Consider the following 15,986-nt stretch of genomic DNA (forward strand, 5'->3'; position numbering starts at 1 on the left):
CGCTGCGCACCCGTCTGCGCTACAGCGCGCACAAGCCGCTGAACGGCAGCGGGGTGGACGATTGGCTGGCGATGGACAGCGAAACCCTGATGCAGGTGGAGGGCGCCAACGAAACCACCTTGCAGCAGACCTTGCGCACTTACCACGAGTTGATTGGGAACGCGTTCTTGCATGGCCGCCTGGCCAGCCAGCAAACCCTGCTCAATGGCACGACCAGTACGACCTTGTATGAATACAAGACGCTGCCGAGCGTGTTGACCGGTGAAACCGTGTTGGAAACCACTGAAACCTTCATCGGTTACGATGACGCGCCCGATGGCGAGGTTCGAAAAACGATCGTCAGTGAAGACTCATTGCTTCACGGTCAGCCATTGCTGACTCGCGACGACAATGAAGTGAAAATTCGCTACACGTACGACGCCCTGACTCGCGTCGTGACCGAAACCGTCGCGCCGGACGAACCGGAGTTCGAAGCAACGCGTCAGTATTCGTACCTACTGACCGCCCTGGATGGACAGCGGGCCGAGCAATTGGTCACTGACGTCAAGGGCGTGAAGACCCGGACACGGGTCGATGGGCTTAACCGTCCGGTGTATGCAGAACGCCAGGACGCCGATAACCTTGTGCGTGCCGAAGAGTTCCGTCAGACGTATTCGGCGAGTTACGACGTGTTTGGGGACCTGACCGAGGAAACTCAATACGACTGGCGCGATGAGCAGCAGGCGGCGTTGGCCTCCACCTACGAGTACGACGGGTGGGGCGCGCAGCGCAGTGTCACCGGACCGGACGGGATCAAGGTCTACGAAGAGACGAATCCGATTGGTTCTGAGCTATGGCAAGGCCCTATCCAGACCGCTTGGCGGGAAGGAACCGACACTGAGGCGAAGGTCAGCGGTAAAACGGTGACCTACTTGAACTTGTTGGAGAAGCCCGATCATGTGGAGCGCTTCGAGACCGACGGAACGCTGATTAGTCGGCACCGTTATGGTTATGACGGGCTCGGGCGAACTGTCGAGGAAACTGACGCTCGCGATGCCACTACAAAGTACACCTACGATATCTTTGACCGTATGGTGACCACTGTTCTTCCCGGTGGTGCTACGGTTCGACGCAGCTATGCACTGCATAGTTCGGAAGACCTTCCGACGGAAATAAGTGTCAACGGTATTGAATTGGGCCAGCAGGTTTTCGATGGATTGGGACGCAAGGTCGAGTCGACTACGGGGGGACGCAAGCAAACGTTCACCTACGATTCGGGGCAAACCCAACCGGCGACCCTGACCACCGCCAGCAATCAGCTGATCAATTATGTCTATCAACCTCAATTGGGTGAAGAACCCAGCCAGCGGAGCCTACCAGGAGGCGTCACGGCGGAATATGTACGAGACGGTAAAAATGCTCGACTTGTCAGTTGCAAGGAAGGCGGATTGGAGCTCTCCCGTGATTATTTCACGACCGGCGAGCTGAAAAGCGAGACGCGGGTACAAGGGGAAGACACTTATGCGATGCACTACCAGCACAGTCGATTGGGTCTTTTACTGAGCTATACCGATGTGCTGGAACAGACCCAGTCGTATACCTACGACAAGGCGAACCGTCTCGAACAAACCCGTCTTGGTAACACGCTCTCTTCGGATTTTACGTTCGATAGCCTGGGGCAGCTCAGTTCAGTCAGCACCCAGGACCGCGTCGGCGGGCAGGGCGTGACAATCAGCCTGCATTACGACGGGTTGGGGCGTGAAATACAGCGTAACTTCGACCTTGACGGTGTCGAGCAGCAACTGACCCAGGTATATAACAGCGTTGATGCATTGATCGAGCGAACCCTGTCCAAAGGCGAGACGTTGTTGCGCAAGGAAACTTACGAATACGACCCGCGTGGGCGCTTGGTGCTCTACACCTGTGAAGGCAGCGAACCGCCAGTGGACCCCTACGGTAAAGTCATTCTCAGTCAGCTGTTCCGATTCGATGCGCTGGACAATCTGATCCGAGTGAATACCACGTCTCCTAAAGGTATCAATGTGGCTGTCTATATCTATGACGACCCGAAGGACCCGACGCAATTGCGCAGAATAACCAATACAGGAGTCCCCGGTTACCCACCCGAAATAGTGCTCGAGTATGACGCCGACGGCCATCTGATCCGCGACGAAGAAAACCGCAGGCTCGAATATGACCCTCTCGGTCGGTTGGTTTCCGTCAGTGATCCGTCGGGAGGGGGGGATACCGGCTACAGCTACGACCCATTGGACACGCTGGCCGGCCTGGATGATGGGAGTGGGAAAGAGCAGCGCTTTTACCAGGGCGGTGAATTGACGAGCCAGGTCAAAGGCGCCAGCAGCAGCACTTTCATTCGCGCGGATGGTGTCGTGCTCGCCGAGCACCAGGCGGGTGCTGACCCAAAGTCGTTATTGTTGGCCGGTGATGACAAGAACAGCGTGCTGTGGGAAATCGATCGCGATGCAACCCAGGAGGTTGTTTATGCACCGTATGGCCATCGCGCGGATGAAGCGTCGGTCAGCAGCCACCTGGGTTACAACGGTGAGCGGCGGGAAACCCAAACGGGTTGGTACCTGCTGGGGAAGGGCTATCGGGCGTTCAATCCGGTGTTGATGAGGTTTCATAGCCCGGACAGTTGGAGTCCGTTTGGGGATGGGGGGCTGAATGCTTACACCTATTGCCTGGGGGATCCGATTAGTTTTACGGATCCGACGGGGCATGTGATAGGTCGGCTATTCGCGCCCCCCAAGATTATGACGCCAATCAAAGTGCCTCCCCAATTGGTCAAAAGTCCGGTTAAGGCATTAAACACTAGAGTCGCATCCGGTACCGCCAACGTGTCAGAGGTGTCCGGTGGCGCTCTTCCGTCGACTACCAGCCAGCCCAGCCGCCTAGTTGTTGAAACCGGCTATATATCTGAGCTTCCAAAAGAAAGACGCTACATTGCCCGACCCAGGAATCAAAATTTTGAAACAGGCAGTATTGCTGATCTCGCAAGAAACCGCAGACCTCCAGGATTCATCGATCATTCACGACGAAAGCCAATGCCTCTTCCAGACGCATCGAGGTCGGCACCTGATCCGGTGCCTATCCAGCCTAAGCAAGTTGCACCTATACCAGATGTGCCTAGGACAAACCCCAATCAAGCCAAGATAGATGCTTTGCAAAAGAGAATAGATAAAATGCGGAACAGTAAACGGGAAGGCGATATAAGTGCTAACGATCTGGCTAGTTGGCGTGCGCAGATACTCCGTTTGAGCTGAGTTCAATAAAAAAGAGCAAACGTCACCATCCCACCGTCATGGCCAGGTCCGAACTGATCATGGCGGTGCGCTTTTGTCGGATGATGGTTTCAGAACGCTCAGATCAAGCCGCATTCCCGCGCAATCTTCCCCGCGAGATGCCGCGAACTGACGCCGAATTTTCGGCGGATGTTATTGAAGTGATAATTGACGTTAGCTTCGCTGCAATCGACGATCATGGAAATCTCCCAGGAAGATTTGCCGGCTTCGCTCCACTGCAGGAATTCCTTTTCACGTTTGGTGAGTCGAATCGCTTGGGGTGGGTTGCTCTCCGTGGAATGGAGAGGGCCCTGATATGGCGACGAACGTCCAGAAATCGCGGTGCTGTGGTACATGACTGAAACTCCCATTCATCATCAATGATGGCGTGGGGGCGGCGGAATCTTCCTACTTCTTGATGGCATGGTTCACACGACCCGTCTTCAAGCCCTGAGGCAGGGCTGGAGGCACGGGGTCGTTATATCTCGATTCAAGCCACCTGAAACCTGTCAGACATTACAGGTGGTGAATGTCCATCAAGGGTTATCGGAACGGCTTTGAGGCAAAAGCCTTTGATAATCATGGTTTTTTCTATGCGCATGAGACCGCGAGCAAAAGCGCAAGAACGGATGACGGGAAGGACGCAGCGCTGCGAGGTCTGTGCACAATCCGGAAAAACTGTGGGAGCGAGCTTGCTCGCGAAGGCGGCGGCACAGTCAACATCACTACAAGCTGACCCACCGCTATCGCGAGCAAGCCCTTCTTTGATGAGTGCTTCGCACTCAAGCGGGAGCAAGCTCTCTCGTCACGGATTCAATCAATCCTTAAATGAGCAAGACCGAAACGCCTCATTTAAATTTGCATTCCGCCAACCCCGGGTATATACACGCACCATGCTTCCTTCCCAATGTCTGTGCATCAACCTGCGTCGTGCCGCCCGTGGCGTCAGCAGGTATTACGACGGCGCCCTCGACGGCTTCGGGATCAATGTCGCCCAGTATTCTTTGCTGAGCAACCTGGCGCGCCTGGACCAGCCGAGTATTTCTTCCCTGGCCGAGGCCATGGGCCTGGACCGCAGCACCCTGGGGCGTAACCTGCGGGTTCTGGAAGGCGAGGGGCTGGTGGCGCTGGCCGAGGGTGACGACCTGCGCAACCGCATTGTCGTGCTCACTGAAACGGGGCAGGCCCGGCTGGCGGCGGCGTTGCCGGCCTGGGAAGCGGCGCAGCAGAAACTGATCGATAAGCTGGGCGCGGAAAAGCGCGCGACCTTGCTAGCCTTGCTGGATGAACTGGCATGAAGCCGGTTCGTTCGATGATAAGTGGGTATATACCCGCGAGCGGAGAATAAGAATGACATCGATGTGGCGTACCTGTGGTTGGGTCCTGGTGGGCAGCGCGCTGATCCTGGCGTTGTCCCTGGGCGTGCGGCATGGCTTCGGCCTGTTCCTGGCGCCCATGAGTAGCGAGTTCGGCTGGGGCCGCGAGGTGTTCGCCTTTGCCATTGCCTTGCAGAACCTGATCTGGGGCCTGGCGCAGCCGTTCACAGGTGCGCTGGCCGACCGCTTCGGTGCGGCGAAGGTGGTGTTGATCGGCGGTGTTCTTTATGCCGTCGGCCTGGTGTTTATGGGCATGGCCGACTCGCCATGGTCCTTGTCGTTGAGCGCGGGTCTTTTGATTGGCATCGGCCTGTCGGGCACGTCGTTCTCGGTGATTCTGGGTGTAGTCGGACGGGCCGTGCCGCCGGAAAAACGCAGCATGGGCATGGGTATCGCCAGTGCCGCCGGATCCTTCGGCCAGTTCGCCATGCTGCCCGGTACGCTGGGGCTGATCGGCTGGCTCGGTTGGTCGGCGGCGTTGTTGGCGCTGGGGCTGCTGGTGGCGTTGATCGTGCCGCTGGTGAGCATGCTCAAGGACGCGCCATTGCCGGTCGCCGGCCATGAGCAAACCCTGGGCGAAGCCTTGCGCGAGGCGTGCAGTCACTCCGGGTTCTGGCTGCTGGCGGTGGGCTTTTTTGTCTGCGGGTTCCAAGTGGTGTTCATTGGTGTGCATTTGCCGGCGTACCTGGTGGACCAGCACCTGCCCGCCAGCGTCGGCACCACCGTGCTGGCCCTGGTCGGGTTGTTCAATATCTTCGGCACCTATACCGCCGGTTGGCTGGGCGGGCGCATGTCCAAGCCGCGCCTGTTGACCGGGTTGTACCTGTTGCGGGCGGTGGTGATCGGTTTGTTCCTGTGGCTGCCGGTGACGACCACGACAGCGTACTTGTTCGGCATGGCGATGGGCTTGCTGTGGCTGTCGACGGTACCGTTGACCAACGGCACCGTGGCGACTCTGTTTGGTGTACGAAATCTCTCGATGTTGGGTGGGATCGTGTTCCTGTTCCACCAGTTGGGCTCTTTCCTCGGTGGTTGGTTGGGCGGGGTGGTGTACGACCGCACCGGCAGCTACGACTTGATCTGGCAGGTGTCGATCCTGCTCAGCCTGTTGGCGGCGGCGTTGAACTGGCCCGTACGTGAACGTCCGGTGGCGCGCCTGCAAGTCCAGGCCAGTGCAGCATGAGCCGCATCGGCCCGTGGTTGATCGCTGCGGGCGCCGGCCTGCTGCTGGCGTTCGCCTGGTGGGGCTGGCATCAGGGCGGGCTGGCCTTGATGCAACTGGGCATGGGCAACTGCTGAACAATGGACGGCATCGGACGCTGCGAGTAACGTCGTGGTCTGACGTGCTTTTAAGGAAAATCGACATGTTGATGCGCTGGTTTGCTGTTCCCGTCCTGTTGCTGGCTGTGACCGGGCAAGTCTGGGCCGCCGATTGCCCACCGTTGCTGGAGGGGTCGTTGCCCAAGCTGCGGGCCAAGGAAACCATTGATTTGTGCCAGCGCTTCGCCGGCAAGCCGCTGGTGGTGGTCAACACTGCCAGCTTCTGTGGGTTCGCCCCGCAATTCAAAGGCCTCGAGGCGCTCAACCAGCGCTACAAGGACCAAGGGCTGCAAGTGCTGGGCGTACCGTCCAATGACTTCAAGCAGGAATCCAAGGACGGTGCTGAAACCGCCAAGGTCTGCTACGTCAATTACGGTGTGACCTTCACCATGACCGAACCACAACCGGTGCGCGGCGCGGATGCGATACCGTTGTTCAAGCACCTGGCTGAACAATCCGGCGCGCCGAAATGGAATTTCTACAAGTACGTGGTGGACCGCCAGGGTAAGGTCGTTGGTAGTTTTTCCAGCCGGATCAAGCCTGATGATCCCGATTTCATCAAGGCGGTCGAAGTGGCCATTGCTTCCAAGCCCTGATCGCAGACCACGAAAAAGCCCCGCCTCTTTGCAGAGCGCGGGGCTTTTTTCGCTTCAGGTGGCGAGTGGTTCATGTTCGCCGTGAAACATCAGAAGCGGTAGGTTGCACCGACGCCGAAACCGTTGGCGCTGTTTTCGTATTCAGCGTTGTAGGATTGGCCGAGCGCATTGCTGCCGCCGACTTTGACTTTTTCTTCCTTGAGGTAGGAATAAGCCACGTCGATGGTCAGGTCTTCTGTCGGGCTCCAGCCGGCACCGAGGCTGAAGATGGTCCGGTCGCCGGTCGGAATGCGTGGCGAGCGGTCCTGGTTGTTGGTCGGCGACTGGTCGAAGGTCAGGCCGGTACGCAGTACCCACTGCTTGTTCAACTGGTAGGAGGTACCGATGGCGTAGGCCCAGGTGTCGTGCCAGTTTTGCTCTTCGGTGATGGTGCCCAGAACAGGGTTCAGTGCACCGCCACTGCTGGTGCCTTCGTTTTCCACGGTGATCTCTTTCAGGCGGCTCCAACGCGTCCAGGTGCTGCCGGCGTAAACGGTCCAGGCATCATTGATTTGTTGGGTGACCGAAAAGTCCACCGACTCAGGCGTGGTGATGTCCAGCGAAGCGTCGTAGCGACCGTCGGTGAGCAGGAAGGCAGGGGTACCGGCGCCCGGGCTCACTTCAGTGTGGCCTTCAAGCTTGTACTTGACCTTGGAATGGTAGGTCAGGCCGACACGAGTGGTGTCGGTTGCCTGGACCAGCACGCCAATGTTGTAGCCGTAGCCAATGTCGTCACCCTTGATCTCCACGCCCGCCTCGGGCAGGCCTGGTACGCCCAGTTTCGATTCCAGGGAGCCGGAAATACGGTTGATGGTTGGGCCGAAACCGATCGATACCTTGTCGTTGAAGGCATAGCTGACGGTTGGCTGGAACGTGACGACTTTCACTTCGCTCTTGCTGCCGAAGCTCCGGCCCTGGAAGCCATTTTCGTAATCGGTGATCAAGCCGAACGGTGCGTAGACACCCAGGCCGAACGCCCACTGATCATCGATAGGCTTGACGTAATAACCCATCGGAACGCCGGTAAGCGGGACCATGTCGCCCTTGTTGGTGCCGGACTGGGTGCCGCTGGCATCGTCGATATCGGTGGAGGCATCAATGGCGGCGAAGCCACCGGTGACTTGCTGGCGCTTGAGGCGCGACATGCCGGCAGGGTTGCCAAACACGGTGCTGGCGTCATCGGCAGCGGAAGAACGACCTGCGAAACCAGTGCCCATGCCACTGATGCTTTGTTCGTTCAAGGCAAAGCCACTGGCGAAAAGTTGAGTGGATGCCAAGGTAACGGCAAGGCCAAGGGTGGTTTTGAGCATCATTTTTTTCATTGTTAGAACTCCTGGTGATCACCGGGGCGAAAATTACCAACATTTTCGGCCAAGCGCTATAGCCTTTATCGCTTGATTTAGAGTGGTTTTGTAGGACAATCAGACCAAATTCGCGACCGTTGTAGGAAGTTTCCAAATTTCCCGTCAGCAAGCGACTTGGTTCAGTGGCGAGACGTAGCTTCGCCAGGCACGGGTGAAATCTCGCAGGCGCCCTTGGGGGTGAAAGGTCTGTCGCCAGATGCGGGCCATGCCCAGCAGGTCATCGGCTTCGGGAAGCGGGGTGTTCTGTTCCTCCACCAGCAGCCAGGCAATGGCGGTGGCGTAGCGCAGGTTGACGGTCAACTCCAGGTGCGGGCCGCTGAGAAAGGCGTGCTGGCTGGCCAGGCCGCGTACCAGGCTGGCACGCTCCGGGTCCAGCGCCAGGTAATGATCCCAGAGTGCCTGGTGTCGGGGTTCGGTAATGCGATACAGGCCGTGCCCGCGGCGATCATGCAGGGCCGAACCGAGGGCGGACTGGCTGGCGGCAATGCCCAGCAACAAGGATTCCGCGGTTGCGCTATGACGCTCAAGGTAGAGGAGCGTCGGGCGGATCACATATCGACACAGTTCGCTGGCAGCGATACCCATAAAACCCTCGAAGTGTGAATGGGCGGGGCCTGAAGAGTGTGGGCTTGGCAGCGGTGGATCGGTCCAGGCCCCGCCGGAAGCGGATCATGCCGCTTGACTTGAAGTGTAGTGTCATATTTGCGCTGTAAAGGACTGTTTTTAAAACATCTTAAACGAACGGTTATAACTGTTATATCCCTTGGTACTTACGCCGTTTCGCTTGAGCGAGAAATTCCAGGCAATAAAAAACCCCACTTTCTAGGCGGGGTTTTTGGGTTTTCAGCCTTTCTGGCGTGTCAGGCAACCAGTGCCTGGCGGGTACGCTCGATCACGGCCTGCAGCGGTTCGGCGCTGGAGTACTGATCGGGGTACAGGCGTTCGCTGTGACGGGCGATGCCGTGTTCGTTGACCAGGGTGAAGCTGAAGCAGCCTTTGCGAGCGGCCATGATCAGGCAGTTCATCGGGGCAAAAGCGTTGGTGAGGGTGCGGATAGCATCCTGTGCGTGGATTTGAGTAGACATGTTATGGGTGTTCCTACAAATGACACGGTTAAGAACCGTGCAACGTTAAAACGTTCCAGTAACGTCGACCACCATTGGTCGAACGAAGAACCCGACTGGAACAAAGCAGCCAGTTTGAGCGCTATATGAAGTGCGCGCTTGGGCTGGCAGGTAGGTACTTAGGAGGGCAGGCAGCACATCAAGGGCAAAGGTTCTGGGCCCAGGGTGAAGATCCTGATCAATTTGCAGGTTGGTTCGGTCAGAGTAATGAGCCTGGCAACACCCTTTGCATTCGATCAAAGGCTGTGTTGGCGCAAGGTTTACCTGGAAACCATCGAGGGGGCCGGTCTCTTTTTTTCGGTGAGGCGTCCTTTGAAGGATGGCTGACCGTGGAGATGTGTTCGACCCGGAATTGACTTTCAGCTTGGTACTAACGCCGCGGATAGTAACGGATCGAACGGGTGAAGGGAAGGGCATTGGTTAAAAAATATTCAAATAGGGCCTCACCCTGATGCCGATTAGTTAAGAGAACAGCCTAGTAATATTCTCGTGGCGAGGGAGCTTGTTCCCGCTGGGCTGCGTAGTAGCCCCAAAACAGGGCCGCTTCGCGCCCCAGCGGGAGCAAGCTCCCTCGCCACGGGTTTATCCCCAGGTTTTACCGCCAGATGCGCCAAAAAATCGCAGCGTTATAACCAGTTCGGCTGTTACTTGTGCACACTCGCTACACCACTTGTCACTGTACTGTCATGTCGAAACAATCCGGGGTGGGTGCCTGTATCCAAAATTTAAGTCAATGAAAAACATCGCTTTTTTTTGCTGGTGAAAAAATCGTCAGTTTAAGCGCAGGCCCCGTTCCACAGGGCTTTGCGCGAGTTCAGGGTGGGTTGTCCACTGAGTTATCCACAGCTTCTGTGGATTGTCCCAAGCGCTTGCTCTAGCACGGGCGTGCTGGTTTTTTTCGGCTTTACCCGTGCGAAAAAAGGAGTAGAGTGGCGCGCCTTCCGATCTGCCCCACAGTGTTTTATGAAGTTTCGCTCAGTATCAAATCCTGTTACCTCCACACCCCCTGGTGTTACCCCACCCAAGCGTATTTCGATGCGGGTGGCTGAGTGGTTGCTCGACAGCCCGCGACTGGGGGACAGCCCCAGCGTCAAGCACTTGGCCGGCCGTTTACTCAAGCAACCGGCCCGTGAAGGCGTGGTGGCCGCGCAAAGTCGCCTCGGGCAGTTGATGTGCCGTGAATGCGGCAACGCCCGGGATCGACGTATCGGCCATGACCTGCTGCGCCAGGCCGCGCGGGCCGGCGATGATCGAGCCCGCCGGGCCCTCGGTGAAATCGAAGGCTGAAAACGAAGACCGCGCTGGGCAACCCCCGGCCGCTTGGTTAACCTTCGGGCTTTAATTGATCGGCAGGAATTGTCATGGCTATGGATTTGACCAGCCTGTTGTTTGGCCTGGCAGGCGCTGCGGTGCCGTTGCTGGCACTGGCCTGGCACCTGCAACGCCAGGCCGGCGCTGCGCAGACCGAACAGGCCCTGCTGGAAGAACGCCTGGCCACCGCGCACATGGCCCACGACGGCCTCAACGCCCAGCTCGATGCCTGCCGTGACGAGATCAGCGACCTGAGCCAGGCCAACGCTGCCAAGCAAGCCGAGCTCGCCGCAGCCTGTCGTGAAGTCGAGTTGTTGCAGATCGAGCGCGACAATGCCCGGGATGCGGCCCACGCCTGGAACCTGGAGCGCGCCAACAAGGAAGCGGAACTGCGGCGGCTCGATGCCCAGGCGGCGTCGTTGCATGCCGAACTGCGCGAGCAGCAGGAAAGCCATCAGCAACGCCTGGATGATCTGCAAGGTTCGCGCGACGAGTTGCGGGCACAGTTCGCCGAGCTTGCCGGAAAAATCTTCGATGAGCGTGAGCAGCGTTTCGCCGAGACCAGCCACCAGCGCCTGGGTCAGTTGCTCGATCCGCTGAAGGAGCGCATCCAGTCCTTTGAAAAACGCGTCGAAGAAAGCTATCAGGCCGAGGCCCGGGAACGTTTCTCCCTGGGCAAGGAGCTGGAGCGCCTGCAGCAACTGAACCTGCGCTTGAGCGACGAGGCAACCAACCTCACCCGCGCGCTCAAGGGCCAGAAGACCCAGGGCAACTGGGGTGAGCTGATTCTGGAACGGGTGCTTGAACATGCCGGCCTGGAGAAGGGCCGCGAGTATCAGACCCAGGTCAGCCTCAAGGGCCCGGACGGTGAGCGTTTCCAGCCGGACGTGTTGATTTATCTGCCTGGCGACAAGCAGGTGGTGGTCGACTCCAAGGTCAGCCTCACGGCCTATCAGCAATATGTGGCCGCCGAAGATGACGCCATTGGCCAACTCGCCCTCAAGCAACATGTGGTGTCGTTGCGCGCCCACGTCAAAGGCTTGGCCGGCAAGGACTACAAACGCCTGGACGGTTTGCACAGCCTGGATTTCGTGTTGTTGTTCGTGCCGATCGAAGCGGCGTTTTCCGCCGCCCTGCAAGCCGAGCCGAACCTGTTCCAGGAAGCCTTCGACCGCAATATCGTGATCGTCAGCCCGACCACATTGCTGGCGACCCTACGGGTGATCGACAGCTTGTGGAAGCAGGAACGCCAGAGCCAGAACGCCCGGGAAATCGCCGAGCGGGCCGGGTGGCTGTATGACAAGTTCGTCTTGTTCATCCAGGACCTGGACGAGATTGGCAGTCGCTTGCAGCAGCTGGACAAAGCCTACAGCGCGGCGCGCAACAAGCTGACGGAAGGGCGCGGCAACCTGATCAGCCGCAGCGAACAGCTCAAGCTGCTCGGCGCCCGGGCCAGCAAGAGCTTGCCCAGCGAATTGCTCGAACGGGCGATGACCGATGCGGATGGGCTGCCTGAGTTGCCGGAAGAAGCCAGCGAGAAAACCCAGGGCTGAAGCAGATCCCAAGGCTGAAGCAGAAACTTGTGGCGAGGTCATCTTGTGGGAGCAAAGCTTACCCACAATGGAATCTTGTGGGAGCAAAGCTTGCTCGCGATGGCATCCTTGAGACCGCCATCGCGGGCAAGCCTTGCTCCCACAAGATTTTCCATCGCCACAGGGAACCGCGTGTTCCTCTGCCCATTACAACGGCAAATGCCGACTCAACAACGCCCGCAACGCCGCCGGCTTCACCGGCTTGGCAACCTGATCAGCCGCAGCGAACAACTCAAGCTACTCGGCGCCCGGGCCAGCAAGAGCTTGCCCACAATGGAATCTTGTGGGAGCAAAGCTTGCTCGCGATGGCATCCTTGAGACCGCCATCGCGGGCAAGCCTTGCTCCCACAGATTTTCCATCGCCACAGGGAACCGCGTGTCCCTCTGCCCATTACAACGGCAAATGCCGACTCAACAACGCCCTCAACGCCGCCGGCTTCACCGGCTTGGCCAGGTAATCCAGCCCTGCGGCATGCACCTGGGCTATCATCTCAGGTCGGCCGTCCGCGCTGATCACCACCCCCGGCACCGGTTCCCCCATGCGCGTGCGCAACCAGGCCATCAGTTCGGTGCCGGTCTCGCCGTCGTCCAGATGAAAATCCACCAGCGCCAGTTGCGGTCGGCCGCCCTGGGCCAGCCAGCGCTCGCATTCTTCCCGGTTGCGTGCTGTCCACACCTGGCAACCCCAGCGCGTCAGCAGGCTGTTCATGCCGATCAGGATGCTGTCTTCGTTATCGACGCACAGCACCAGCGCGCCGCTTGGCAAATGACCGTTGGGTTCGACCACGGGGCTCGGTACGACGGCTTGTGTATGGGCCAAGGGGACGCTGACGCTGAATACGCTGCCGCGCCCCGGCCAGGAACGCACGCGCAAGGTATGGCCCAGCACACGGCACAGCCCGTCGGCGATGGCCAGGCCCAGGCCCAGGCCTTTTTCGGCGCGGGTCTGGTGGCTGTCCAGACGCTTGAACTCTTCGAAAATGACCTGCAGCTTATCCTCGGCGATGCCCGGCCCACGATCCCAGACTTCCAGGCACAACTCGCCGTTGCGCCGACGTACCCCCAACAGCACCGGGCCCTTGGCGTAGCGGAAAGCGTTGGTCAGGAAGTTCTGCAAAACTCGCCGCAACAACTTGATGTCGCTGTCCACCCGCAGCCGTGAGCCGCGCATTCGGAATTTCAGGCCTTGTTCCTGGGCCAGCGCCGTGAACTCGGCGCCCAAGGTGTCGAACAACTCGTTGAGGACGAATGGCTTGCGGTCGGGGTTGATCTTGCCGTTTTCCAGACGGGAGATGTCCAGCAGGTCGGTGATCAGGTCTTCAGCGGAACGCAGCGAACTGTCCAGATGCTGCACCAGTTGCCGGGCCTCGCTCGGCAAACCCTCGTGCTGGTGGGACAGCGCGGCAGAGAACAGCCGCGCGGCGTTGAGCGGTTGCATCAGGTCGTGGCTGACTGCCGCCAGGAACCGGGTCTTGGATTGATAGGCCGCTTCGGCGGTGCTCTTGGCTTCGGTCAGGGCCAGGTTCAGCTGTGACAATTCCCGAGTGCGTTCGGCCACCCGTTGCTCCAGCCCCTCGTTGGCTTCGGTCAGCGCTTGTGCGGCCTCGCGGAACGCGGTGATGTCGGTGAAACTCATGACGAAACCGCCACCGGGCATCGGGTTGCCGATCAGCTCGATCACCCGGCCGTTGGGGAACAGTCGCTCAGAGGTATGGGCGCGGCCCTGGCGCATCCAGTGCAGGCGTCGGGCGACGTGAACTTCGGCTTCGCCCGGCCCGCAGAGGCCACGTTCGGCGTTGTAGCGGATGATATCGGCAATGGGCCGGCCGACACTGATCAAGCCGTCCGGATACTTGAACAGCTCCAGGTAGCGCCGGTTCCAGGCCACCAGCCTGAGGGACTGGTCGACCACGCTGATGCCCTGGCTGATGTTCTCGATGGCGCCTTGCAACAGCGCACGGTTGAACTGCAGCACTTCCGACGCTTCGTCTGCGATCCGGACGACGTCTTCGAGCTGCATCTCCCGACCTTCAATGGCGGCTTTTACCACAGCCCTGGTCGAAGAGGCCCCGAGTACACCGGCCAGCAGGCGTTCGGTGTGGGCGATCCATTCGCTGTCGGCGTTCTGGGTCGGGTTGAAGCCTTTGCCCTGGCGGTAGGCAAAACGGATGAAGCTCTGCCGCGCCCGCTCCTCGCCGACGAAACGGGCGGCCAGTTGCAACAGGTCTTCGATGTGCACCGCCAGCATTGAGCGCGGGTTGGGGCGGGCGCTGATTTCCTGGCCGATGAAGCGTCCGGCCTGCCAGTGTTCCGAAACGCGTGTGCGCGACAGCACGGAGATCCAGGCAAACAGCGTGAAGTTGCCGGCCAGGGACAGCACCACCCCCTGGGTCAGCGGGGTAATCGGCAGGTTAAAGGGATTGCCATGCAACCAGGCCAGGCCCGGAAAGCTACTGAGCGACCAGCCCAGGCTGTGGGCGGCAATCGGCAACACCAGGGTGTAGAACCACAGGAAGATCCCCGTGGCGAGGCCGGCGAACACACCGCGGCGGTTGGCCTGTTTCCAGTACAGCGCGCCGAGCATGGCCGGGGCCAGTTGGGTCACGGCGGCGAAGGCGATCTGGCCGATGGTCGCCAGGCTCGCCGTCGAACCCAACAGCCGGTAGCTGACATAGGCCAGCAACAGGATCACGACGATGCTCACCCGCCGCACCGAGAGCATCCACTGGCGGAACACTTCGAAGGGCCGTTCGGCGTTGTTGCGGCGCAACAGCCACGGCAACAGCATGTCGTTGGAAACCATGGTGGACAGCGCCACACTCGCGACGATCACCATGCCGGTGGCCGCCGAGGCGCCGCCAATGAACGCCAGCACGGCCAGGGCCGGATGGGCCTGGGCCAGCGGCAGGCTGATAACGAACGAGTCCGGCAGTACCGAACTGGGCAGCATCATTTGCCCGGCGAGGGCGATGGGCACCACGAACAGCGCGGCCAGGGCCAGGTAGGCGGGGAATACCCACTTGGCCAGGCGCAGGTCCTGGGGTTCGATGTTTTCCACCACGGTCACGTGGAACTGCCGCGGCAAGCAGATGATCGCCATCATCGCCACCCCGGTTTGCACCACCATGGATGGCCAGTTGATGGTTTCTTTCCAGTACTGCTCCAGGCGTGGGGCGAGCATGGCCTGGTTGAACAGGTCGTCGAAGCCGTCGTACAGGCCGTATGTCACGAACGCACCGACCGCCAGGAAGGCGAACAGCTTGACCAGGGATTCGAAGGCAATCGCCAGCACCATGCCACGGTGGTGTTCGGTGGCGTCGAGGTTGCGGGTACCGAATACGATGGTGAACAAGGCCAGGATCAGCGAGACGATCAGCGCGGTGTCCTGGGCGCGGGTGCCCATGGCATCGGCGCCGGCACCGATCAACAGGTTCACCCCGAGCACGATGCCCTTGAGTTGCAAGGCGATATACGGCAACACGCCGACCAGGCAGATCAGCGCGACCACCACTGCCAGGGATTGGGACTTGCCGTAGCGGGCGGCGATGAAGTCGGCGATGGAGGTGATGTTCTCCTGCTTGCTGATCATCACCATTTTCTGCAGGACCCACGGCGCCAGCACCAGCAGCAGGATGGGCCCGAGGTAGATCGGCAGGAATGACCAGAGCTGTTCGGCCGCCTGGCCGACGGCACCAAAGAACGTCCAACTGGTGCAATACACCGCCAGCGACAGGCTGTAGACCCAGGCCCGCACCCGCGGCGGCAGCGGTGTGCTGCGCCGGTCGCCGTAGAAGGCGATGGCGAACATGATGGCCATATAGGCCAGGGCGACAACGGCGATCAGCCCGCTGGACAACGACATGGAAACTCCCGGACGAAGACACCGGGACTTGAACCCGGCACGACAGTCTCGCATGCCCGCACGGGTTCGTCAGTGTCGACCAAGGTCGAGGCGTGGTGGGGTGTCGCGGGTGGGGTAGTTG

12 protein-coding genes and 1 pseudogene are annotated in these 15,986 nt (G+C 59.7%); 8 read left to right on the forward strand and 5 right to left on the reverse strand.

Features of this window, described 5'->3' with window-relative positions; all coding sequences use genetic code 11:
• A partial coding sequence (locus tag B0E42_RS02785) for an RHS repeat-associated core domain-containing protein (RefSeq protein WP_139353082.1) occupies window positions 1-3,263 on the forward strand: 3,263 nt, incomplete at its 5' end.
• Between the two features lie 98 nt (window positions 3,264-3,361).
• Here the strand turns inward: B0E42_RS02785 and B0E42_RS02790 are convergent.
• Complete coding sequence (locus tag B0E42_RS02790; protein ID WP_018604312.1) at window positions 3,362-3,637, reverse strand: LuxR family transcriptional regulator; 276 nt, start codon at window positions 3,635-3,637, stop codon at window positions 3,362-3,364.
• Between the two features lie 173 nt (window positions 3,638-3,810).
• On the opposite strand from B0E42_RS02790, the gene B0E42_RS31015 reads away from it, so the two are divergent.
• From B0E42_RS31015 to B0E42_RS02805, 4 genes are all read left to right on the forward strand, one after another.
• Complete coding sequence (locus B0E42_RS31015; protein WP_168188490.1) at window positions 3,811-4,017, forward strand: hypothetical protein; 207 nt, start codon at window positions 3,811-3,813, stop codon at window positions 4,015-4,017.
• Window positions 4,018-4,174: 157 nt separating this feature from the next.
• Window positions 4,175-4,579, forward strand: coding sequence for a MarR family winged helix-turn-helix transcriptional regulator (locus B0E42_RS02795; protein WP_003204618.1), 405 nt, complete (start codon window positions 4,175-4,177; stop codon window positions 4,577-4,579).
• 52 nt (window positions 4,580-4,631) lie between these two features.
• Window positions 4,632-5,840, forward strand: coding sequence for an MFS transporter (locus B0E42_RS02800; protein ID WP_033062554.1), 1,209 nt, complete (start codon window positions 4,632-4,634; stop codon window positions 5,838-5,840).
• A 181-nt stretch (window positions 5,841-6,021) separates the two neighbouring features.
• The gene (locus B0E42_RS02805) at window positions 6,022-6,573 is read left to right on the forward strand and encodes a glutathione peroxidase (RefSeq protein ID WP_077505587.1); all 552 of its coding nucleotides are present in this window, start codon (window positions 6,022-6,024) and stop codon (window positions 6,571-6,573) included.
• Window positions 6,574-6,662: 89 nt separating this feature from the next.
• Here the strand turns inward: B0E42_RS02805 and B0E42_RS02810 are convergent, their stop codons facing one another.
• The 3 genes from B0E42_RS02810 to B0E42_RS02820 form a co-directional block, all read right to left on the reverse strand.
• Window positions 6,663-7,934, reverse strand: coding sequence for an OmpP1/FadL family transporter (locus tag B0E42_RS02810; protein WP_053182204.1), 1,272 nt, complete (start codon window positions 7,932-7,934; stop codon window positions 6,663-6,665).
• Between the two features lie 144 nt (window positions 7,935-8,078).
• Entirely contained in the window at window positions 8,079-8,561 is a 483-nt protein-coding gene (locus B0E42_RS02815) for a hypothetical protein (protein WP_053182201.1), read from the reverse strand.
• Window positions 8,562-8,836: 275 nt separating this feature from the next.
• Complete coding sequence (locus B0E42_RS02820) at window positions 8,837-9,061, reverse strand: hypothetical protein (protein ID WP_003204606.1); 225 nt, start codon at window positions 9,059-9,061, stop codon at window positions 8,837-8,839.
• Between the two features lie 1,002 nt (window positions 9,062-10,063).
• Here B0E42_RS02820 and B0E42_RS02830 point away from each other — a divergent pair.
• From B0E42_RS02830 to B0E42_RS31670, 3 genes and pseudogenes are all read left to right on the forward strand, one after another.
• Window positions 10,064-10,387, forward strand: a complete 324-nt coding sequence (locus B0E42_RS02830; RefSeq protein WP_024616481.1) for a sel1 repeat family protein — start codon at window positions 10,064-10,066, stop codon at window positions 10,385-10,387.
• A gap of 188 nt (window positions 10,388-10,575) precedes the next feature.
• A complete protein-coding gene (rmuC, locus tag B0E42_RS02835) occupies window positions 10,576-11,964 on the forward strand; it encodes a DNA recombination protein RmuC (protein WP_162493988.1) in 1,389 nt (462 codons plus the stop codon).
• A 243-nt stretch (window positions 11,965-12,207) separates the two neighbouring features.
• Window positions 12,208-12,321, forward strand: a pseudogene (locus tag B0E42_RS31670) (hypothetical protein); the annotation flags it as partial.
• 73 nt (window positions 12,322-12,394) lie between these two features.
• Here B0E42_RS31670 and B0E42_RS02840 read toward each other — a convergent pair.
• A complete protein-coding gene (locus B0E42_RS02840) occupies window positions 12,395-15,865 on the reverse strand; it encodes a PAS domain-containing hybrid sensor histidine kinase/response regulator (protein ID WP_018604302.1) in 3,471 nt (1,156 codons plus the stop codon).
• Window positions 15,866-15,986 lie beyond the last annotated feature (121 nt).

It is taken from the genome of Pseudomonas sp. A25(2017) (genome assembly GCF_002001065.1).
GTDB classification, from domain to species: Bacteria; Pseudomonadota; Gammaproteobacteria; order Pseudomonadales; family Pseudomonadaceae; genus Aquipseudomonas; species Aquipseudomonas kilonensis.